Annotated in this window: 19 protein-coding genes and 5 tRNA genes; 1 reads left to right on the top strand and 23 read right to left on the bottom strand. The window is 45.3% G+C overall.

All coding sequences use genetic code 11. The features are described from left to right. Positions 1-48: 48 nt before the first annotated feature. From rpoB to rpsU, 16 genes are all read right to left on the bottom strand, one after another. Complete coding sequence (gene rpoB / locus H6A28_RS02210; RefSeq protein WP_204474472.1) at positions 49-3,861, bottom strand: DNA-directed RNA polymerase subunit beta; 3,813 nt, start codon at positions 3,859-3,861, stop codon at positions 49-51. Between the two features lie 159 nt (positions 3,862-4,020). Further along, complete coding sequence (gene rplL, locus H6A28_RS02205) at positions 4,021-4,398, bottom strand: 50S ribosomal protein L7/L12 (protein ID WP_007564160.1); 378 nt, start codon at positions 4,396-4,398, stop codon at positions 4,021-4,023. A gap of 78 nt (positions 4,399-4,476) precedes the next feature. Then, entirely contained in the window at positions 4,477-4,992 is a 516-nt protein-coding gene (gene rplJ, locus H6A28_RS02200; protein WP_204474474.1) for a 50S ribosomal protein L10, read from the bottom strand. Positions 4,993-5,008: 16 nt separating this feature from the next. After that, positions 5,009-5,707, bottom strand: a complete 699-nt coding sequence (gene rplA, locus H6A28_RS02195) for a 50S ribosomal protein L1 (protein ID WP_204474476.1) — start codon at positions 5,705-5,707, stop codon at positions 5,009-5,011. 16 nt (positions 5,708-5,723) lie between these two features. Next, a complete protein-coding gene (rplK, locus tag H6A28_RS02190; protein WP_007564157.1) occupies positions 5,724-6,167 on the bottom strand; it encodes a 50S ribosomal protein L11 in 444 nt (147 codons plus the stop codon). Between the two features lie 62 nt (positions 6,168-6,229). Further along, positions 6,230-6,772 (bottom strand): transcription termination/antitermination protein NusG, encoded by a 543-nt coding sequence (nusG, locus tag H6A28_RS02185; protein ID WP_072541482.1) that lies wholly within the window; start codon positions 6,770-6,772, stop codon positions 6,230-6,232. A gap of 15 nt (positions 6,773-6,787) precedes the next feature. Next, complete coding sequence (gene secE, locus H6A28_RS02180) at positions 6,788-6,982, bottom strand: preprotein translocase subunit SecE (protein ID WP_072541481.1); 195 nt, start codon at positions 6,980-6,982, stop codon at positions 6,788-6,790. Positions 6,983-6,995: 13 nt separating this feature from the next. Continuing rightward, positions 6,996-7,071, bottom strand: a tRNA-Trp gene (locus H6A28_RS02175). Positions 7,072-7,126: 55 nt separating this feature from the next. Further along, a complete protein-coding gene (gene tuf / locus H6A28_RS02170) occupies positions 7,127-8,320 on the bottom strand; it encodes an elongation factor Tu (RefSeq protein WP_072529616.1) in 1,194 nt (397 codons plus the stop codon). 47 nt (positions 8,321-8,367) lie between these two features. After that, a tRNA-Thr gene (locus tag H6A28_RS02165) sits at positions 8,368-8,439 on the bottom strand. Positions 8,440-8,455: 16 nt separating this feature from the next. Next, positions 8,456-8,528: transfer RNA gene (locus tag H6A28_RS02160), tRNA-Gly, on the bottom strand. 9 nt (positions 8,529-8,537) lie between these two features. Next, a tRNA-Tyr gene (locus H6A28_RS02155) sits at positions 8,538-8,620 on the bottom strand. A gap of 37 nt (positions 8,621-8,657) precedes the next feature. Beyond that, positions 8,658-8,731 (bottom strand) — tRNA-Thr (locus H6A28_RS02150). 95 nt (positions 8,732-8,826) lie between these two features. Then, positions 8,827-9,126: a ribosome hibernation-promoting factor, HPF/YfiA family gene (gene hpf / locus H6A28_RS02145; RefSeq protein ID WP_204478749.1), complete on the bottom strand. Its 300-nt coding sequence runs from the start codon at positions 9,124-9,126 to the stop codon at positions 8,827-8,829. A gap of 16 nt (positions 9,127-9,142) precedes the next feature. Then, a complete protein-coding gene (locus tag H6A28_RS02140) occupies positions 9,143-10,024 on the bottom strand; it encodes a tyrosine-type recombinase/integrase (protein WP_204478690.1) in 882 nt (293 codons plus the stop codon). Positions 10,025-10,097: 73 nt separating this feature from the next. Next, positions 10,098-10,289: a 30S ribosomal protein S21 gene (gene rpsU / locus H6A28_RS02135; protein WP_022353311.1), complete on the bottom strand. Its 192-nt coding sequence runs from the start codon at positions 10,287-10,289 to the stop codon at positions 10,098-10,100. Positions 10,290-10,490: 201 nt separating this feature from the next. Between rpsU and H6A28_RS02130 the strand changes: the two genes are divergently transcribed. Beyond that, positions 10,491-12,269: an aminopeptidase P family protein gene (locus tag H6A28_RS02130; RefSeq protein ID WP_204478689.1), complete on the top strand. Its 1,779-nt coding sequence runs from the start codon at positions 10,491-10,493 to the stop codon at positions 12,267-12,269. Positions 12,270-12,357: 88 nt separating this feature from the next. Here H6A28_RS02130 and H6A28_RS02125 read toward each other — a convergent pair whose 3' ends face one another. From H6A28_RS02125 to nusA, 7 genes are all read right to left on the bottom strand, one after another. After that, complete coding sequence (locus H6A28_RS02125) at positions 12,358-13,578, bottom strand: aminotransferase class V-fold PLP-dependent enzyme (RefSeq protein ID WP_204474486.1); 1,221 nt, start codon at positions 13,576-13,578, stop codon at positions 12,358-12,360. A gap of 46 nt (positions 13,579-13,624) precedes the next feature. Further along, positions 13,625-14,968, bottom strand: a complete 1,344-nt coding sequence (sufD, locus tag H6A28_RS02120; protein ID WP_204474488.1) for a Fe-S cluster assembly protein SufD — start codon at positions 14,966-14,968, stop codon at positions 13,625-13,627. A 2-nt stretch (positions 14,969-14,970) separates the two neighbouring features. Beyond that, positions 14,971-15,723 (bottom strand): Fe-S cluster assembly ATPase SufC, encoded by a 753-nt coding sequence (sufC, locus tag H6A28_RS02115; RefSeq protein WP_022353307.1) that lies wholly within the window; start codon positions 15,721-15,723, stop codon positions 14,971-14,973. Between the two features lie 18 nt (positions 15,724-15,741). Further along, positions 15,742-17,193 (bottom strand): Fe-S cluster assembly protein SufB, encoded by a 1,452-nt coding sequence (sufB, locus tag H6A28_RS02110; RefSeq protein ID WP_204474490.1) that lies wholly within the window; start codon positions 17,191-17,193, stop codon positions 15,742-15,744. Position 17,194: 1 nt separating this feature from the next. Continuing rightward, entirely contained in the window at positions 17,195-17,713 is a 519-nt protein-coding gene (locus H6A28_RS02105) for a CvpA family protein (protein WP_204478688.1), read from the bottom strand. 133 nt (positions 17,714-17,846) lie between these two features. Next, the gene (infB, locus tag H6A28_RS02100; RefSeq protein ID WP_204478687.1) at positions 17,847-20,771 is read right to left on the bottom strand and encodes a translation initiation factor IF-2; all 2,925 of its coding nucleotides are present in this window, start codon (positions 20,769-20,771) and stop codon (positions 17,847-17,849) included. 107 nt (positions 20,772-20,878) lie between these two features. Then, entirely contained in the window at positions 20,879-22,138 is a 1,260-nt protein-coding gene (gene nusA / locus H6A28_RS02095; RefSeq protein ID WP_204474496.1) for a transcription termination factor NusA, read from the bottom strand. Positions 22,139-22,140 lie beyond the last annotated feature (2 nt).

The following is a 22,140-nucleotide window of genomic DNA, read 5'->3' as shown; positions in this document are numbered from 1 at the left end:
TAATCAGGAAGAATGGGAATCTATACCCCATTCTTCAGTTGAAAAAAGTTATTCCAGCGTAATGCTCAAGCACAAACCTCTAAGTTCATGCAACAATACGTTGAGAGATTCAGGAATACCCGGCGTAGGCATTGGTTCACCTTTCACAATTGCTTCGTATGCCTTAGAACGTCCAACCACGTCATCAGACTTGATGGTCAAAATTTCCTGAAGTACATGAGCCGCACCAAATGCTTCGATTGCCCAAACCTCCATTTCTCCGAAACGCTGACCACCGAACTGAGCCTTACCACCAAGCGGCTGCTGAGTAATCAAAGAGTACGGACCGATTGAACGGGCGTGCATCTTGTCTTCAACCATGTGACCCAGTTTCAACATGTAAGTCACACCGACCGTAGCCGGCTGGTCAAACTGTTCACCTGTACCACCATCATACAAATAAGTCTTGCAATAACGAGGCAGTCCGGCTTTGTCTGTCCATTTATCCAAATCTTCCAAGGTAGCACCATCGAAAATAGGAGTGGCAAACTTCACACCCAATTCTTTTCCGGCACGTCCCAATACAGCTTCAAAGATCTGACCGATGTTCATACGAGAAGGCACACCCAACGGATTCAATACGATATCTACCGGAGTACCGTCAGCCAAGAACGGCATGTCTTCCTGACGTACTACACGTGAAACGATACCCTTATTACCGTGACGACCGGCCATCTTATCACCGACACCAATCTTACGCTTCTTGGCGATGTAAACCTTCGCCATCTGAATAATACCTGAAGGCAGTTCATCACCGATTGTCAACGCAAACTTCTTACGTTTCAGTTCAGCATCCAGCTCCTTGTATTTCTTCAAGTAATTCATGATAAGGTCACGAATCATATCATTCTTGTGAGCATCTGCTGTCCATTTGCTCAACTGAATGACTGTATAATCCAATGATTCCAAATCATATTTCGTAAACTTAGCTCCTTTGGCAATGACTTCAGTTCCCAGATAATCCTTCACACCCTGAGAAACCTTATCAGCAGTCAGAACCAACAACTTATCAATCAAGATAGTCTTCAGAGCTGCAGCCTTTTCTTCAAATTCTTCATTCAATTTCGGCAGGATTGCTTTGTCTGCATTCTTTTCACTACGTGTCTTGATTACACGTGAATACAGTTTCTTGCCAATAACCACACCACGCAGTGACGGAGAAGCCTTCAGAGAAGCATCCTTCACATCACCAGCCTTGTCACCAAAGATAGCACGCAACAGTTTTTCTTCTGGAGAAGGATCAGATTCACCCTTCGGTGTGATTTTACCAATCAGGATGTCACCCGGTTCAATACGAGCACCTACACGTACAATACCGTTTTCATCCAAATCTTTAGTAGCCTCTTCGCTGACATTCGGAATATCAGAGGTCAGCTCTTCCATACCGCGTTTGGTTTCACGTACTTCCAGGATATATTCATCCACGTGTACAGAAGTCAGGATATCTTCACGTACCACGCGTTCGTTCAATACGATAGCATCCTCATAGTTGTAACCCTTCCACGGCATGTAAGCAACCAACAGGTTCTTACCCAAAGCCAACTCACCATTTGCAGTAGAATAACCTTCAGTCAGGATATCTCCCTTCTTCACGCGCTGACCCTTGTTACAGATCGGACGCAAGTCGATAGTCATGCTCTGGTTTGTTTTACGGAACTTCGGAATGCGATATTCCTTCAAGGCCGGTTCGAAGCTTACAAATTCTTCATCTTCTGTACGGTCATACAGGATACGGATAGTCGTTGCATCTACGAAGTCAACCACACCATCACCTTCTGCGGCAATCTGTGTACGTGAATCTTCGCACAACTGTTTTTCAATACCTGTACCTACAATCGGAGCTTCTGTCTTCAACAAAGGAACCGCCTGGCGCATCATGTTAGAACCCATCAACGCACGGTTCGCGTCATCGTGTTCCAAGAACGGAATCAAAGAAGCAGCGATAGAAGCAATCTGCTGAGGAGACACATCCATCAAGTCCACCTGATCCGGAGTAACCACCGGATAATCGGCATCACGACGAGCCTTTACTTTATCGCGGATAAATGTACCGTCATCATTCAGCGGTGCATTACCCTGAGCGATAATCTTGTCTTCCTCCTCTTCAGCCGACAAGTATTCAATACCTTCAGGAGACAAGTCTACCACTCCATTCTTCACCTTACGATAAGGAGTGACAATGAAGCCCAGATCGTTGATCTTTGCATATACACACAAAGAAGAAATCAAACCGATATTCGGACCTTCAGGAGTTTCAATCGGACACAAACGACCGTAGTGAGTATAGTGTACGTCTCGAACCTCAAAGCCTGCACGGTCACGTGACAAACCACCAGGACCCAGGGCAGACAAACGACGTTTGTGTGTAATTTCAGCCAGCGGGTTCGTCTGGTCCATAAACTGTGACAAGGCATTGGTACCGAAGAATGAGTTGATAACAGACGAAATGGTCTTCGCATTGATCAAATCAATCGGAGTGAACACCTCGTTGTCACGTACGTTCATACGCTCACGAATGGTACGAGACATACGAGCCAAACCAATAGCAAACTGATTTGACAGCTGCTCACCCACCGTACGTACACGACGGTTGCTCAAGTGGTCAATATCATCTACGTCTGCCTTTGAGTTAATCAACTCAATGAGATATTTGATAATCTCGATAATATCTTGTTTAGTCAACACTCTGACATCCATCGGAGTATCCAGATTCAACTTCTTGTTGATCCGATAACGACCTACATCACCCAAGTCGTAACGTTTTTCAGAGAAGAACAGGTTGTTGATAACCTCACGTGCACTTGCGTCATCGGCAGGGTCTGCGTTACGCAACTGACGGTAGATATACAACACTGCTTCTTTTTCCGAGTTACTCGGGTCTTTCTGCAAAGTGTTGAAAATAATAGAATAGTCAGAAGCATTTGCCTCTTCATTGTGAACGAGGATATTCTGTACACCTGATTCAAGAATCAGATCAATGTGCTCAGGTTCGATCACTGTTTCACGATCGATCACTACCTCATTACGTTCAATAGAAACAACTTCACCAGTATCTTCATCTACGAAATCTTCTGTCCATGTTTTCAACACACGGGCAGCCAGTTTACGTCCGATGATTTTTTTCAGGTTTGTCTTGTTGACTTTTACATCTTCAGCCAGGTTGAAAATTTCAAGAATGTCCTTGTCGTTTTCAAAACCCACAGCTCTCAACAATGTAGTTACCGGAAGTTTCTTCTTACGGTCGATGTACGCATACATCACATTGTTGATATCCGTAGCAAACTCAATCCAAGATCCTTTAAACGGAATGATACGGGCAGAATACAATTTCGTACCATTCGCATGGATGCTTTGTCCAAAGAATACACCCGGTGAACGATGGAGCTGAGATACAACGACACGCTCTGCACCGTTAATCACGAAAGTACCTTTCGGAGTCATATAAGGGATAGGTCCCAGATACACATCCTGAATCACGGTATCGAAATCTTCGTGATCGGGGTCTGTACAATAAAGCTTCAGTTTGGCTTTCAAGGGAACACTATAAGTCAGTCCGCGTTCCAAACAATCGTCAATAGTATAGTGAGGCGGATCAATATAGTAGTCAAGGAACTCGAGCACGAAGTTGTTACGTGTATCTGCAATCGGGAAATTTTCAGCAAACACCTTATACAAACCGTCGTTCTTTCGTTTTTCGGGTGGGGTATCTAATTGCAAGAAGTCCTGAAATGACTTCAACTGTACTTCCAAGAAGTCCGGATACTGCATCGGATTCTTGATAGAAGCAAAATTAATTCGTTGATTTTGAGTTTCTGAAGACATCTGTATGGAGTTTAAAATGTAAAAACTAGGATAATTACAGTCGGGGAACTCTCACAGTTCCGACAATTGAAACCTAGTGAACTTAATATAGACGCAAAAAGGTTAAGAATCCTCTTTACAGAGGACTCTTAACCGAACTACCTGATTTACAGGATAATCTTATTTAAGTTCAACTTCAGCTCCAGCTTCTTCCAAAGTTTTCTTCAAAGATTCAGCTTCGTCTTTAGCCAAACCTTCTTTTACTGTGCTAGGAGCACCGTCAACCAAGTCTTTTGCTTCTTTCAAGCCAAGACCACAAGCTTCTTTCACTGCCTTAACAACCTGCAGTTTAGCAGCACCTGCGCTCTTCAAAACTACATCGAATGAAGTTTTTTCTTCAGCAGCAGCTGCACCAGCAGCAGCAGGACCAGCAGCAACAGCTACAGCTGCAGCAGCAGGTTCAATACCATATTCTTCTTTAAGGATAGTTGCAAGTTCATTAACTTCTTTTACTGTCAAGTTAACTAATTGTTCTGCAAAAGCTTTCAAATCTGCCATTTTTGTATGAAATTTAATTGTTTGTACTATTTAAATATTAAAGTTGTTTTGGTTTCCCGACTCATGCACACCATGCAATTATTCTGCACGTTCTGCCAAAGTCTGAAGAACACCGTGAATGGTGTTGCCACCTGATTGAAGAGCTGAGATAACGTTCTTTGCAGGAGACTGCAGCAAAGCCACGATTTCTGCAATAACTTCGTTCTTGCTCTTGATTGTTGCGAGAGCTTCCAACTGGTCTGCACCTACGTAGAATCCTTCTTCTGCATAAGCAGCTTTCAAGGAAGGAACTCCATCTTTATATTCCTTCAACAGTTTTGCCGGAGCATTAGCTGTTTCACAGAACATTACAGAAGTAGTACCCTTCAAAGAATCAAACAACGGTGAGTAATCCACATCCAAGCTCATCAAAGCCTTGTGAAGCAAAGAATTCTTCACAACCATCAGTTTGATACCGGCTTTGAAACATTTCTTACGAAGATCGCTGGTAGCAGCTGCATCCATTGCAGTTGTATCTACCAAGTAGAAATGTCCATATTGTTTTACGGTATCAGCCAACTGACCAATAATTACGCCTTTATCTTCCTTTCTCATGATTCCTCCTTAATTATTAGATTTCGTCTACTGATTTCGGGTCAATCTTGATACCCTTACTCATAGTACTTGAAAGATAAATACTCTTAATATAAGTACCTTTAGCTGTGGTCGGTTTCAGTTTGATGATAGTAGCGATAAATTCTTTCGCATTGTCACGGATCTGGTCAGCAGTGAAAGATACTTTACCGATTGAAGTATGAACAATACCGCTCTTGTCAACCTTAAAGTCAATCTTACCTTGCTTAACTTCCTTAACAGCTTTAGCTACATCCATAGTTACAGTACCGCTTTTCGGGTTCGGCATCAATCCACGAGGACCGAGCACACGACCCAGCGCACCAATCTTACCCATGATAGACGGCATAGTGATGATTACATCAATATCGGTCCATCCACCTTTGATCTTTTCAATATATTCATCAAGACCAACATAGTCAGCGCCAGCTTCTTTTGCAGCAGCTTCAGCATCCGGTGTACACAGAACAAGCACACGTACCTGCTTACCTGTACCATGAGGAAGAGATACCACACCTCTTACCATCTGGTTAGCCTTACGAGGGTCTACACCTAAACGTACGTCAATATCTAATGAAGCGTCAAACTTAGTGAAAGTGATTTCCTTTACCAGTTCAGAAGCTTCCTTCAGTGAGTATGCTTTCCCTGCTTCAATCTTTTCTGCAGCCAACTTTTGATTTTTTGTCAGTTTACCCATTATCAATTGAAGTTAATTAGTTATTACCCGGGAAGTCACCTTTTACAGCGATACCCATACTTCTAGCTGTTCCTGCTACCATTGACATAGCAGATTCGATAGTAAAGCAGTTCAAGTCAACCATCTTATCCTGAGCGATTGCACGAATCTGATCCCAAGTCAGTTCAGCGACTTTCTTACGGTTCGGTTCAGCAGATCCGCTCTTGATTTTGGCAGCCTCAAGCAGCTGAATTGCTACAGGAGGAGTTTTGATTACGAAATCAAAAGACTTGTCTGTGTAGTAGGTAATGATTACAGGTAATACCTTACCTGCCTTGTCCTGGGTTCTGGCGTTGAATTGCTTGCAAAATTCCATGATATTGATACCCTTAGAACCCAAAGCAGGTCCAACGGGAGGTGATGGATTTGCAGCGCCTCCTTTAATCTGTAATTTGATTAGTCCAGCAACTTCTTTAGCCATTTTCTTTTGTTATTTTTATATAAGTATTTAACGAATGGAACAATTACACGTAACAAAATGTATTATTCCTTTTCCACATCCGTAAAGCCTAATTCCAACGGGGTTTTCCGTCCGAATATTTTGACCATTACTTTCAGCTTGCGCTTTTCTGCGTTCACTTCTTCAATGAGTCCACTGAATCCGCTGAACGGTCCCACGCTAACTTTCACTGTTTCTCCAACGGTGTAAGGGATATTCAAATCCTCGCCACCTTCTTGAAGTTCATCCACCGTACCCAGAATACGATTCACTTCCGACTGTCTCAGAGGAACTGGATGATCCATTCCTCCCAAGAAACCGATTACGTTCGGGGTGTTTCTCAAATGATGAGCCACCTCACCGACCAAAGCAGCTTCCACCAGCACATAACCAGGGAGGTAAGTTCTCTCTTTTACGATTTTCTTACCATTGCGCACCTGATATGTTTTTTCGGTAGGAATCAACACCTGAGATACATAATCACCAAGGTTACCATGCTTGATATCAGCATCAAGATACTCTTTCACCTTGCTTTCTTTTCCACTTACGGCACGCAATACGTACCATTTTTTTTCAATCTCAGACATTCTTTATACTGTTTATTAGTGCGGATAGATAACATCTTCCATGATGAACTGGAAGGCAGAATCCATTAGAAAAACGACGAGTGCAATGAGGAGGGAAGCAGTTAAAACAACCACTGCACTGCTAGAAAGTTCTGAACGAGTAGGCCATGATACTTTATGGACTAGTTCGTCATAAGATTCCTTACAATAATTCGTTATCTTCTTAAACATATTCCTTTAATTTTGGCACGGGAAGAGAGACTCGAACTCCCGACACTCGGTTTTGGAGACCGATGCTCTACCAACTGAGCTATTCCCGTAAAAATAGTTCCCGAATGACTCCGGGAACTATTAACTATTTATTCAGAGATTGTATTAGTCGAGAAGTTCAGTAATCTGACCAGCACCTACTGTACGACCACCTTCACGGATAGCGAAGCGCAGACCTACGTTCAATGCAACCGGGTAAATCAATTCTACAGTGATAGTTACGTTATCACCCGGCATTACCATATCTGTACCTTCCGGCAAAGTGATTTCACCTGTACAGTCCATAGTACGCAGATAGAACTGAGGACGATATTTGTTGTGGAACGGAGTGTGACGACCACCTTCTTCTTTCTTCAGGATATAAACCTCAGCTTTGAATTTAGAGTGAGCTTTAACCTGACCCGGGTGACACAGAATCATACCACGTTTGATTTCGTTCTTGTCGATACCACGAAGCAACAGACCTACGTTATCACCAGCTTCACCTTCGTCCAAAATCTTACGGAACATTTCAACACCAGTTACAACTGATTTCTTGTCTTCACCAAGACCCAGGATTTCAACTTCGTCACCAACTTTAACGCGACCAGCTTCGATACGTCCTGTTGCTACAGTACCACGACCAGTGATTGAGAATACGTCTTCAACCGGCATCAAGAAAGGTTTATCTACATCACGCGGAGGCAGAGGAATCCAAGTATCAACTGCATCCATCAGTTCGATAATCTTATCTTCCCATTCTTTTACACCGTTCAATGCACCCAGTGCAGAACCACGGATGATAGGAGTATTGTCACCGTCGAAATCATAGAATGACAACAATTCACGCATTTCCATTTCAACCAGTTCCAACATTTCTTCATCATCAACCATATCACACTTGTTCAAGAATACAACCAAGCGCGGTACGTTTACCTGACGAGCCAACAGGATGTGTTCACGAGTCTGAGGCATCGGACCATCAGTTGCAGCAACTACGATGATCGCACCATCCATCTGAGCAGCACCAGTTACCATGTTCTTTACATAGTCGGCGTGTCCCGGACAGTCAACGTGAGCATAGTGACGATTTGCAGTTTCATACTCTACGTGAGAAGTATTGATGGTAATACCACGTTCCTTTTCTTCCGGAGCGTTATCGATCTGATCGAAAGACTTGATTTCGTCAGCTTTAGTGAAACCTCTTTCTGCCAATACTTTAGTGATAGCAGCAGTCAAAGTTGTTTTACCGTGGTCAACGTGACCAATCGTACCAATGTTCACATGCGGTTTGGTGCGTTCAAATTTCTCTTTAGCCATAGCTTTACTTATTTATTTTGATTAATAATCAGCTTTACAATTTCACGAGCTGTTACCGGGACTTGAACCCGGGACCTCTTCCTTACCAAGGAAGTGCTCTACCGCTGAGCTATAACAGCAAAAGAAGAAAAAGAGAGCGGAAGACGGGACTCAAACCCGCGACCCTCAGCTTGGAAGGCTAATGCTCTATCAACTGAGCTACTTCCGCAAATTCAAGTGGGCAAAGATGGATTCGAACCACCGAAGGCGTAAGCCAGCAGATTTACAGTCTGCCCCATTTGGCCACTCTGGTATTTGCCCCACTCTCAAGACGACTTGCATCGCCTCATTTTCTTCGAGCCTCTTGTCGGATTCGAACCAACGACCCCGAGATTACAAATCACGTGCTCTGGCCAACTGAGCTAAAGAGGCGAGATTCAAAACTTTGCAGCCGCTTCACTTTTCGCGACTTAGCGGCTGCAAAGTTAGCTATTATTTTTTAATCACAAAACTTTTACGCAACTTTTTTATTTACCCTGAAGTTTTTCTTTGGTTTTCATCAGTTGCTTAGACAGTGCATCCATGCACACATCTATTGATTCTTCGAATGTATCACTTACTTTTTCTGCGTAAAACTCTGAATTAAGCGCCAACAGACGCACACCAGCTTCCTTATTCATAGCCGTTTCAGGTTTCACTACTTTCAAAGACACCTCTACTTTCTTTATATTGTCGCAAAACTTCTCGAGCTTCTCGGCTTTCTTCTGAATAAAAGCCTGTAATTTTTCAGATGCATCGAAATGAATGGATTGAATTCTTACTTCCATAAAAACCTCCTTTTCTTTACGCTCTGGGATGAGCTTGTTCATAAACTTGTTTTAACTCTTCAAAGGTTGTATGCGTATACACTTCCGTAGTAGTCAAACTCTCATGCCCCAGCAACTCCTTCACTGCTTCCAACTCTGCATGATGATTCAGCATCGAAGTGGCAAAAGTATGTCGCAGCACATGAGGACTTTTCTTCTTCAGTGTCACCACCTTCGATAGATATCGCCTCACTATATAGTTTACAGACGAAGGAGACAAGGGTTTTCCTCCTTTTCGGATGAAAAACGTCCCACATTCACCTGCATAAAAACGATTCCTTTCCGCCAGATAGGCTTCCAGCACCTCCCTCAATTGTTCCCCAAAAGGAATCAACCGCTGTTTGTTTCTTTTCCCCGTCACTTTTATCATCAAGGAAGAAAAATCCACATCCGCATCTTTCAGTGCAATCAGCTCCGCACGACGCATGCCAGTCGAATAAAACACCTCCAGCATCGTTCGGTCACGAACACCTTCAAAAGTCTGCGCAAAGCCTTCTTCCTTCAGCAATGAATCCATATCTTCATCCCTCACGAAAACCGGCAATGGTTTCTTCTTCTTCGGACCAGTTACCTTAGCAGCCGGATCCACCGTCATTACTTTCTGACGCAGCAGATAGCGATAAAATGACCGGAGCGAACTTAATTTCCGGTTCACTGTAGTTTCCGCACAACCTTCTTCCATCAGTGAAAGCATCCACCCCCGGATTATGTCGGCATCCACCCGCGTGAAATCGAGTTCTTCATCCACTCCTTTGAAATATGCCTCAAATTCGTCCAAATCTGTTCGGTAACTTATAATCGTTTTTTCCGAATAGTTCCTTTCGAAAAGAAGATACTTCAGAAAAGAATCTTTCCACATAGAGACATCGCTTTTATTCTCAGCAACGAATGTATGAAAAAGAATTCAATAATTCAAATGTTTCGCGAAATTATTAATCTTCGTTCTGATGCATTTTCTGAACGTAAATCGCACGTTCCATTTTAAGTCTCTTCAAAACAGACGGTTTGTCATACTGCTGTCTGCTTCTCAGTTCTTTTACAACACCTGTTTTTTCAAATTTTCTTTTGAATTTCTTCAGCGCTTTTTCAATGTTTTCGCCTTCTTTTACTGGTACTACAATCATGTTTTTTAAATTAAGTATGTTGTTATTAAATTATTTCGCAGTCAATTTGGGCGCAAAATTACGCATACTTTCTTTATTTACAAAACATTCCAGTATATTTTATTCAAAAATAAAAGATAAGGAACTTACAAAGACCTCCTTTCTCACAGATTTATTATTTTTGTCCGATAGGTTTATATTTTTATTTAATCCATTTATACCATGAATTGTATAGCTGAAAGAATTGACTCCTTACGTAAGCTAATGGCTGCGGAAGGGGTTTCTGCCTTTATTGTTCCCAGTACAGACCCGCATTCAGGTGAGTATGTACCGGCATATTGGGAAAGCCGGAAATGGATCTCCGGATTTACGGGTTCGGCCGGCACGGCGGTCATTACCACATCCGACGGTGGATTATGGACCGACTCCCGTTATTTTCTGCAAGCAGCCGACCAGCTGCAAGGCAGTGGACTTACTTTATTTAAAGACCGTTTACCAGAAACACCTTCAATTGCCGAATGGCTGGGAAGCGTATTAAAAGCAGGAGACAAAGTCGGCATCGACGGATGGGTGAACAGCATCGCAGAAGCTAAACAATTGCAAAATGCCCTCCAGCCCTATGGCCTGGAACTGGTGACCATCGACGACCCGTTCCGTACATTATGGAAAGACAGACCTTCTCTGCCGCTCGACCCGCCTTTCGTTCTTCCCTTGGAATATAGTGGTGAATCGTGCGACCACAAAATTGATCGTATCAGAAAGTCCCTGGAAAAAGAAGGGACAAAAGGTTTGCTGGTTTCAGCCTTGGACGAAATTGCCTGGGTTTTGAACATGCGCGGTACCGACGTGCACTGTAATCCAGTATTTGTCAGTTACCTGCTGATTACCTCCACCTCTGCCACCTTGTATATCCATCCCGACAAGCTGACGGAAGAAACCCGAAGTTACCTCACAGGACACCATATACAAATCAAAGCCTACTCACAGGTTGAGAAGGACCTGGAAGAATATAAGGAAGAGAACCTGCAACTTTCCGGCTCTACCAATTATGCCCTTTATCAGGCGGCCAGTCGTCACAGCCAGGTTGTGCTCCACGATTCTCCGGTTTTATATATGAAAGCCATTAAAAATGACACGGAAATTGCCGGTTTCCATCAGGCGATGCTGCGCGACGGTGTAGCTATGGTACATTTCCTTTGCTGGCTGGAAGAGGCAGTAAAGAGCGGAAAAGAAACTGAAATCACCATCGACCAAAAGCTGTATGAGTTCCGCGCTGCCCAAAAAGACTTCAAAGGTATCAGCTTCGATACCATTGCCGGATATCAGGCACATGGAGCCATCGTACACTATGAAGCCACACAAGAAACGGCCGCCACACTTCAGCCGGAAGGCTTCTTGCTGCTCGACAGTGGCGCACAATACCTGGATGGCACCACGGATATTACCCGTACCATCTCCCTGGGACCTGTCACCGAAGACCAAAAGAAAGATTATACACTCATTTTGAAAGGATTTATCCAGCTTTCCATGGCTCACTTCCCGTATGGAACCTGTGGTACACAACTGGATGTGCTGGCTCGTCAGTTCATTTGGAAAGAAGGTATGAACTACGGACATGGAACAGGACATGGAGTCGGCCACTTCCTCAATGTACACGAAGGGCCTCATCAGTTCCGCATGAACCACATGCCGGCCTTGCTCCTGCCGGGAATGACGGTAACCAACGAACCGGGTGTGTACAAAGCCGGACGCTACGGAGTACGTACAGAAAACACCATGTTGATTGTCAACGACCAGACGACGGAATTTGGTGAGTTCTACAAATTTGAACCACTCACCTTGTGCCCTATCGACCTTAAACCACTCCTCCCGGAATTGCTCAGTCCGGAAGAAAAGGAATGGCTGAACAATTATCACCAGCAGGTGTACACATCACTTTCTCCGCTCCTGCCTCAGGAACAAAAAGAATGGCTGAAAAAAGCCACGATGGCTGTCCGCTGACAAACCCACATAAAAAATCTCCCGACCGATTTTCCTTCCTAAGAAAACCAGCCGGGAGGTTTTATTTTTCCACTCAAGATTTCTTCAATCAAGCAAACATCTGGCTCACCCGCAGAATTCCTGCCACCAGTGCGTCCACTTCTTCCTTCGTATTATATAGTCCGAAAGAAGCACGAACAGTACCTTCAATGCCCAATCTATGCATCAGCGGTTCTGCACAATGATGTCCGGTACGTACGGCAATACCCAGACGGTCAAGCAACGTACCCATGTCAAAATGGTGAATATTGCCCACCAGAAATGAAATCACACCGCCCTTCTGCTCCGCTTCTCCAAAAATCCGCATACCCGGAATTTCCTTCAAACGCCCCATCGCATACTGGGTCAGTTCATGTTCATAAGCCGCTATATTGTCCATACCGATAGCAGATACATAATCCAAGGCTTTTGCCAATGCGGTAGAACCGATATAGTCAGGTGTACCAGCCTCAAACTTGAATGGGAGTTCATTAAAAGTGGTCTTTTCAAAAGACACATTCTTGATCATCTCCCCTCCTCCCTGATAAGGAGGCAGTTTCTCCAGCCAAGCTTCCTTTCCATAAAGTACACCGATTCCCGTAGGGCCATATACCTTATGTCCGCTGAACACATAAAAATCAGCATCCAGTGCCTGCACGTCCACTTTCATGTGCGGAATGCTCTGTGCACCGTCTACCAATACAGGAACCCCCTGTGAATGGGCAAACTCAATGATTTCCTTCACCGGATTGATGGTTCCCAACACATTGGATACGTGTGCCACAGAAACCAATTTCGTCTTTTCTGAGAAAAGTTTCTTATATTCATCCAGCAACAGTTCGCCGCGGTCGTTCATCGGAATCACTTTCAGCACAATCCCCTTTCGGGCTGCCTGAAGCTGCCACGATACAATATTACTATGGTGCTCCATGACCGACACAATGACCTCATCGCCCTCCTTCATCTGACTGTCCACAAACGAAGAGGCCACCAGATTGATGCTCTCCGTAGTGCCTCGCGTAAAGACAATCTCCGAAGTGCTGCGCGCGTTAATGAACTTACGCACCGTCTCGCGCGAGGCCTCATGCAGGTTTGTGGCTTGCTGTGAAAGGAAATGCACGCCACGATGCACATTGGCATTCACCGAATAATATTCGTCTGTAATGGATTCCACCACACAACGAGGTTTCTGGGTCGTAGCCCCATTGTCCAAATAAATCAGCGGCTTCCCGTATACGGTCCGTGAAAGGATGGGGAAATCTTCCCTTATCTTGTTGACATCGTACTGCATAAATTCTCCTTCGATATAACTATATTATTTGCCTGTGTCTTCCTGCTTATTTGCAGATAGCACAACCCTGACATTTGTTCAATTCACCGCGGAAACGCTTTTCAACCAGCAGATGCAGACGGTCTTTCAGCGCCTCCATACGGATATGATCAATCACTTCGTTCACAAACGCGAACATCAGCAACAGACGGGCTTCCTTCAAACTGATACCTCGTTGCTGCATGTAGAACAGCGCATTCTCATCCAACTGTCCCACAGTAGCTCCATGCGAACATTTCACGTCGTCGGCATAAATTTCCAACTGCGGTTGAGTGTACATCCGCGCTTCACGGGTTGCACACAAGTTGCGGTTGGTCTGCTGTGAAGAGGTATGCTGTGCCCCTTCGCGTACCAGTACCCTGCCGGCAAACGCTCCTACAGCCTGCCCGTCAAGCACATACTTGAACAGCTCGTTGCTAGTACAATCGGGCACCTTGTGGTCGATGAATGTATTATTGTCTACCTGTTCATTCGCGTCGGCGATGGCCATTCCACAGAGATTGATTTCCGCCCCCTTCCCGGCCAGTGTGACTTCCGTCGTATTGCGGGTTGTTCCGTTGTGCAGCGTCATACCGTTCAACAACACATTGCTGCCGGCCTCCTGATGTACATACAGATTGCTGAAACGCACCGTACTGTTATGCGTTTCTTCCAGTTCATACAGGTCAAACACCGAATTCTCTCCGGCAAAGACTTCCACCACCTGTGTAGAAAGGAAGTTCACATTGTCCATGGCATGATCACATACCAGCAACTTGGCCTGTGCACCTTCTTCCAGGATAATCAGCACCCGTCGGTTCACCATAAAATCGACATCCGCACGCAAGATGTTCACCAGCTGTATCGGACGTTCCACCACCACGTTTTTGGGTACATACATGCACACACCGTCTTGGGCAAACATCGTGTTGAAGGCAGCCAGCGCGTCTTTCGACGTATCGGCCAGCTTTCCGTAATATTTCTTTACCAGCTCCGGATGCTGTTCGGCCATATCTTTCAAGCTGCCGAAATACACTCCTTCCGGCAACTGAGCCGAAGGATGCACATGCTTGTCAAACGCATCGTTCACCACAAAATAGAGCGACGTACTCATGTTGGGCACATCACACTTGAACACTTCATACGGATTGACCGGAATTTCCAGACGATTCAGATTCAGTCCATAATTCGGGGCAAAATACTTGCCCACCTCCGTGTATTTATACTTTTCCTGCTTGCGAGTGGGAAAGCCCAACTGTTCAAAGTCGGCAAAAGCTTTGGCACGAGGCGCATTCAGCACCTCGGCACTATGCCGGCAAATCATCGCCTCGCATTGCGTGAAAAGGTCAATATATTGCTGTTCTGCTTTCATGCTTATTCTCCCAGTTCTTTCTTAATCCAATCGTAACCTTTTTCTTCCAGTTCCAGTGCCAGTTCAGGACCTGCTGTTTTCACGATGCGTCCCTTGTAAAGTACGTGCACGATATCCGGTTTGATGTAGTCGAGCAGACGCTGATAGTGTGTAATCACGATACAGCTGGTTTCCGGTGTTTTCAACTTGTTCACTCCTTCAGCCACAATACGCAGGGCGTCAATGTCCAGTCCGGAGTCTGTTTCGTCCAGGATGCTCAATTTCGGTTCCAGCATGGCCATCTGGAAAATCTCATTCCGTTTCTTTTCTCCACCTGAGAAACCTTCATTCACAGAACGATTGGCCAACTTGCTGTCCAGTTCCACAATTTCTCTTTTCTGACGCATCAGCTTCAGAAACTCGCTGGCAGTCAGTGCCGGCAGTCCTTTATATTTCCGCTGCTCGTTAACAGCTGCACGCATGAAGTTCACCATGCTTACGCCCGGAATTTCCACCGGATACTGGAAGGACAGGAACAATCCTTCATGGCTACGGTCAGCTGGACTCAAAGCCAGCAAATCCTTACCGTCGAAGGTTACCGAACCTTTTGTGACTTCATAAGCCGGATGTCCCACCAGGACATTGCTCAACGTACTCTTTCCTGAACCGTTCGGTCCCATAATCGCATGAACCTCACCCGACTTTACGGTCAGGTTAATTCCTTTCAATATCTCTTTGCCATTGATGCTGGCATGTAAATTCTTTATCTCTAACATAATATTTTGATTTTATATTTATCCCACGCTGCCTTCCAACGATACAGACAGCAATTTCTGCGCCTCTACGGCAAACTCCATCGGCAATTTGTTAAGTACTTCCTTCGCATAACCGTTCACAATCAGTCCTACGGCATCTTCCGTAGTAATTCCTCGCTGGTTGCAATAGAAAATCTGGTCTTCCGAAATCTTCGAAGTGGTCGCCTCATGCTCCACTACCGCCGTTTCATTGTGAATATCCATGTAAGGGAAGGTATGTGCTCCACACTGGCTTCCCAACAGCAAAGAATCACACTGGCTGTAGTTACGGGCATTGTCTGCCTTTTCAGATACCCGCACCAGACCACGGTAAGAGTTCTGGCTCTTCCCGGCACTGATACCCTTGCTCACAATCGTAGAACGGGTATTCTTGCCCAGGTGTATCATCTTGGTACCTGTATCGGCCTGCTGGAAATTGTTGGTTACAGCCACAGAATAGAATTCAGCCGTAGAGTTATCTCCACTCAAGATGCAGCTCGGATATTTCCATGTAATGGCAGAACCCGTTTCCACCTGCGTCCACGACAATTTGCTGTCTACCCCTTTGCAATTACCTCGTTTGGTCACAAAGTTGTATACACCTCCTTTGCCTTCCGCATCACCCGGATACCAGTTCTGTACGGTAGAATATTTTACTTCCGCACGGTCAAGCACCACAATCTCCACGATGGCTGCATGAAGCTGGTTCTCATCACGCATCGGCGCCGTACAACCTTCCAGATAAGACACGTAACTATCATCATCGGCCACAATCAGCGTACGTTCAAACTGTCCCGTATTGGCCGCATTGATACGGAAATACGTTGAAAGTTCCATCGGACAGCGCACCCCTTTCGGAATGTATACAAACGAACCGTCGCTGAATACTGCCGAGTTCAATGCCGCAAAGAAATTATCCCGGTAACCTACTACCGAGCCCAGGTATTTCTTCACCAAATCCGGATGCTCACGGACTGCCTCACTGATGGAACAGAAGATAATACCTTTCTCCATCAAAGTCTCCTTGAAAGTGGTCTTTACAGACACGGAGTCCATGACCGCATCCACCGCCATGCCGCTCAGTGCCATACGTTCTTCCAAAGGAATACCCAGCTTGTCAAATGTTTTCAACAGCTCCGGATCCACCTCATCCATGCTCTTCGGCCCGTCTTTTTTCTTGGTCGGATCGGCATAATATGAAATGGCCTGATAATCTATCTCCGGAATATTCAAATGCGCCCATGTAGGCATCTCCAGCGTCTGCCAGTAGCGGAACGCTTTCAAACGGAACTCAAGCAGCCAGTCGGGTTCTCCCTTCTTGGAAGAGATCAGCCGCACGACATCCTCGTTCAGTCCCTTCTCTATGATATCTGTGTGTACGTCCGTAGTGAAGCCATACTTGTACTTCTCCTGCGTCAGTTCCTTCACATATTTGTTGGGTTCTAATTGCATATCAAATCTGATTATTATCTGTTTCTATAAATTTCTCTTTTAGGTTTTCTACCACCGGATAAAAGAATCCCGAGAGGTCCTTTACCGGATAATACAACAATGAACTTCCCTTAGTGGTTGAATGTATTAAGTTATCTTTAGAGTCGGCAAAATCGATAAAATGAATCACGACACTGACTAACAGCGCATATTTCAACGCACCCAGTCCGGCACCCAGCCAGCGGTTGACAAATCCAAGACTTACCCTGTCTACGATTTTAGTCAATGTGGAAGCGACCACAGACAATACCAGCGGCACCACCAGCCCAATCAGCAGAAAGGCCAGTATCTGCCCTACCGTCACGGAAGTTCCTACTTTCACGGCCAGTTGTTCACCCAAACTGGCAAACAAAGCACGCGCCACCAGCAAGCCGGCCACCAGTCCTACCATGGAAGCCAGTTGCTTGAGCAAGCCTTTCATGAAACCTGAAACGGCTCCCATGGCCAGCACCGCTACGATGATCCAGTCAAGTGTTTCCATTCTTCCACCGCATCTATCAAAAGACAAAGCGAAGAACTTGTGCCCATCCTGATGGGTGAATACAAGATTCTTCGCTTTGCTCTGAATGACAAATGTATTTATTTGCACCCAAACAATGGTCAGACGTATGTCCTTACAATGTCTGTTTTACTTCCACTTCTTCGTAAGTTTCAATCACATCACCCACCTTCAGGTCGTTGCAATTCGTCAAGCTGATACCACATTCAAAGTTAGTACCGACTTCCTTCACATCGTCCTTGAAACGTTTCAGGGCGTTGATGGAACCTGTAAAGATTACAATACCGTCGCGAATCAAGCGAGCCTTGTCTGTACGTTTTACCTTTCCGGTCTTTACTACCGCACCGGCAACCATACCCACCTTGCTGATGTTGAACACCTCGCGCACTTCGATGGTGGCAGTCACCTGTTCTTTCAACGTCGGGGCCAACATACCTTCCATGGCCGACTTCACTTCTTCAATGGCATCGTAAATAATAGAATACTTACGGATATCCACACCTTCCTGCTCTGCCAGTTTCGCGGCATTTCCTGACGGACGAACCTGGAAACCTACGATAATGGCATTGGAAGCGGCAGCCAATGACACATCCGATTCGGAAATCTGTCCCACACCTTTGTGGATGACATTGACCTGAATCTGTTCGGTAGACAGTTTAATCAACGAGTCGCTCAAGGCTTCTACAGAACCGTCCACGTCACCTTTCACAATGACATTCAGTTCGTGGAAGTCACCCAAAGCCAAACGACGGCCTACTTCATCAAGGGTCAGCATCTTCTGGGTACGCAAACCTTGTTCACGCTGCAACTGCTCACGCTTGTTGGCAATTTCACGGGCTTCCTGCTCTGTATCCAATACATGGAACGTATCACCGGCAGCCGGCGCACCGTTCAATCCCAAAATCAGTACCGGTTCAGAAGGACCGGCCTCTTTCATCCGCTGGTTACGTTCGTTGAACATGGCCTTCACCTTACCGTATGAAGTTCCTGCCAGCACGATATCACCTACATGCAAGGTTCCGTTGGAAACCAGTACCGTAGCTACATAACCACGTCCTTTGTCCAAAGAAGATTCGATGATAGAACCCGTAGCCTTGCGGTTCGGGTTGGCTTTCAAATCCAACATTTCCGCTTCCAGCAATACTTTTTCCAGCAATTCGTGTACACCTGTACCCTTCTTGGCTGAAATATCTTGTGACTGGTATTTACCGCCCCATTCTTCCACCAGGAAGTTCATGGAAGCCAATTCTTCCTTGATTCGGTCCGGATTGGCATTCGGTTTATCAATCTTATTGATGGCAAACACGATAGGCACTCCTGCTGCCATGGCATGGTTGATGGCCTCTTTGGTCTGCGGCATCACATTGTCATCGGCAGCCACAATGATGATAACCACGTCGGTCACCTTCGCACCACGGGCACGCATGGCCGTAAACGCTTCGTGTCCCGGAGTATCCAGGAAGGTAATGCGTCGTCCGTCTTCCAATTTCACGTTATAGGCACCGATATGCTGCGTAATACCACCGGCCTCACCGGCAATCACATTCGCCTTACGGATGTAGTCCAGCAAAGAAGTCTTACCATGGTCTACGTGTCCCATCACGGTAACAATCGGCGCACGCGGCTGCAAATCTTCTTCTGCATCAGCCTCCTCTTCTACGGCCTGTGCCACATCCGCACTCACATATTCTGTCTTAAATCCAAATTCTTCAGCTACCAGGTTGATGGTTTCCGCATCCAGACGCTGGTTGATGGAAACCATGATACCGACACTCATACAGGTAGAAATAACCTGAGTAACAGGTACGTCCATCATGTTGGCCAGCTCGTTGGCCGTTACGAATTCCGTAAGCTTCAATACCTTGCTTTCTTCCTGTTCCAGTTCTTCCTGTTCCAGCTGACGGTTCTGGATATTTTCGCGTTTTTCCTTACGGTACTTGGCAGCCTTGTTCTTTCCTTTATTGGTCAGGCGGGCAAGCGTTTCCTTCACCTGTCTGGCTACATCTTCGTCGCTGACCTCCTGTTTTACTACCGGCTTTTTAAAACGGTCCTTGTTATGCTTTCCACCTTGAGCCTGAGCCTGGTTCGGTCTTCCGCTCTTCTCGTTGCGAGAAGCGCCTCCTACATTCACCGAAGGATTGTTGATATCCACTCGTTCTTTGTTAATCCGGTTCCGTTTTTTCTTTTTCGAAGCCTCATCGTTCAGGGCACCCTTATCAGTCGTTTTGTCATCACTCTTTCGGATTTCCTTGATAATGGCATCTTTCATCTGCTTGCGCTGTTCCTGACGCAACTTATCTTTTTCCTCTCTCTCTTTCTTCTTCTCCTCCTTCGATTTCTTTCTCGGGCGGGTTGACTGGTTCAATGCAGCCAAATCAATCTGGCCTACTACATTAATCTTTGATTTAAATTCTGTCGGGCGAATTTTAAATACTTCGTCTTCTTTGTTTTCCTGAACGGATTGTTGCTTTTTTTCTTCTTCCATCGGCTCTGGTTTCAATTCTTCTGCCTTTAACTCCGGCTGTTTCGTTTCTTCTTTCTCTACTGTCTGAGGCTGCTGTGAAGCTACATTTTCCTTTTTAGTTTCTACTTCCTTCACCTCAGGGTCTTTATTCTCAGGTTCTGGCTTAGCTGGCCCTTCCTGCGATGCAGGAACTTCAGCAGGCTCAACCACAGCCGGTTTCTTCTTCCTTTTCAGAGTATCCAAGTCTATTTTTCCCACAGGCTTGAATTTAGGCCGCACATCTTCTGGAACCACTGTTTCTATCACCTCCGGCTTTTTCAGCTCCGGATGGATGTCTTCAATAGAAACAGAAGCCTTGTTACGATCCTTATTTTGCCGTTCCTGAATAATTTTCTCCGACTCTATTTTCAAATCTTTGTCCTTGCTGAACTCTTTCACCAGTACAGCATACTGCTCCTCCGTAATTTTCGTATTTGGATTAGCCTCGACCGTATATCCTTTTTTCTGCAAAAAGTCTACCACCGTGGTTATTCCGACATTCAAATCTCTTGTTACTTTATTCAATCTTATAGTCATAATTCATCACTTTTTAATAGAGTTCAGGGGAAAATATTATATCAGTCACAGATAAATAAGCAGACGAGAATGGAGCCCCATTCTCCCCTGTTTACCGCCTCAAAGCGTTATTCCTCAAACTCTGCTTTCAAAATTCTCAGGACATCATCCACCGTATTTTCTTCCAGGTCTGCTTTTTCAATCAGCATCTCACGAGGAGCGTTCAATACCCCTTTCGCTGTATCAATGCCGATACCCTTAATGGCGTTGATGACCCATTCGTCAATTTCATCCTTAAATTCGTCCAGGTAGATATCCTCGTCGGTACCCGCATCTTCACCCAGCTCACGATATACATCGATGGTATACTCTGTCAGCATGCTAGCCAACTTGATGTTCAATCCGCCCTTACCGATAGCCAATGAAACTTCTTCCGGTTTCAGATAGACTTCGGCTCTCTTCTCATCTTCGTGCATGACGATAGACGATACCTTAGCCGGGCTCAAGGCACGCTGAATGAACAGCTGGATATTGGATGTATAGTTGATTACGTCGATATTTTCGTTGCGCAACTCACGGACGATGCCATGGATACGAGAACCTTTCACACCGACACAAGCACCTACCGGATCGATACGTTCGTCATATGATTCTACCGCAATCTTGGCACGTTCACCCGGGATACGGGCAATCTTCTTGATGGTAATCAGTCCGTCGTTGATTTCCGGAACTTCCTGTTCAAACAGACGTTGCAAGAACACAGGTGAAGTACGGCTCAATATAATTTTCGGGTTGTTGTTCTTGTTATCTACACGGGCCACTACCGCACGGGCTGTTTCTCCCTTCCGGTAGAAGTCACTCGGAATCTGCTCGGTCTTCGGCAACAGCAGTTCGTTACCCTCATCATCCAACAGCAGGATTTCTTTTTTCCAGATCTGGTAAACTTCCGCACTGATTACGGTGCCCACCTTATCAATGTACTTGTTGTACAAGCTGTCCTTTTCCAGCTCCAAAATCTTTGAAGCCAAAGTCTGACGAAGATTCAGGATAGCACGACGGCCAAATTTTTCAAAAATCACCTCATCCGTCACTTCCTCTCCTACTTCGTAGGATGCATCGATTTTACGTGCCTCAGACAAGGCAATTTGCAGGTTCGGATTTGTCAGTTCGTCATCCGCTACCACCTCACGGTTACGCCAGATTTCAAAGTCCCCCTTATCCGGATTTACAATTACATCATAATTCTCATCTGTACCGAACATTTTCGCAATCACACTACGGAATGACTCTTCCAATACGCTCACCATAGTAGTGCGGTCGATATTCTTCAACTCCTTAAATTCCGAGAATGTGTCAACCAAGCTGACAGTTTCTTCTTTTTTGGCCATAA

The organism is Bacteroides mediterraneensis, assembly GCF_016900355.1.
GTDB lineage: Bacteria > Bacteroidota > Bacteroidia > Bacteroidales > Bacteroidaceae > Phocaeicola.
Note: the sequence above shows the minus strand (reverse complement) of the source record. Positions and strands in the feature narration are given on the sequence as shown.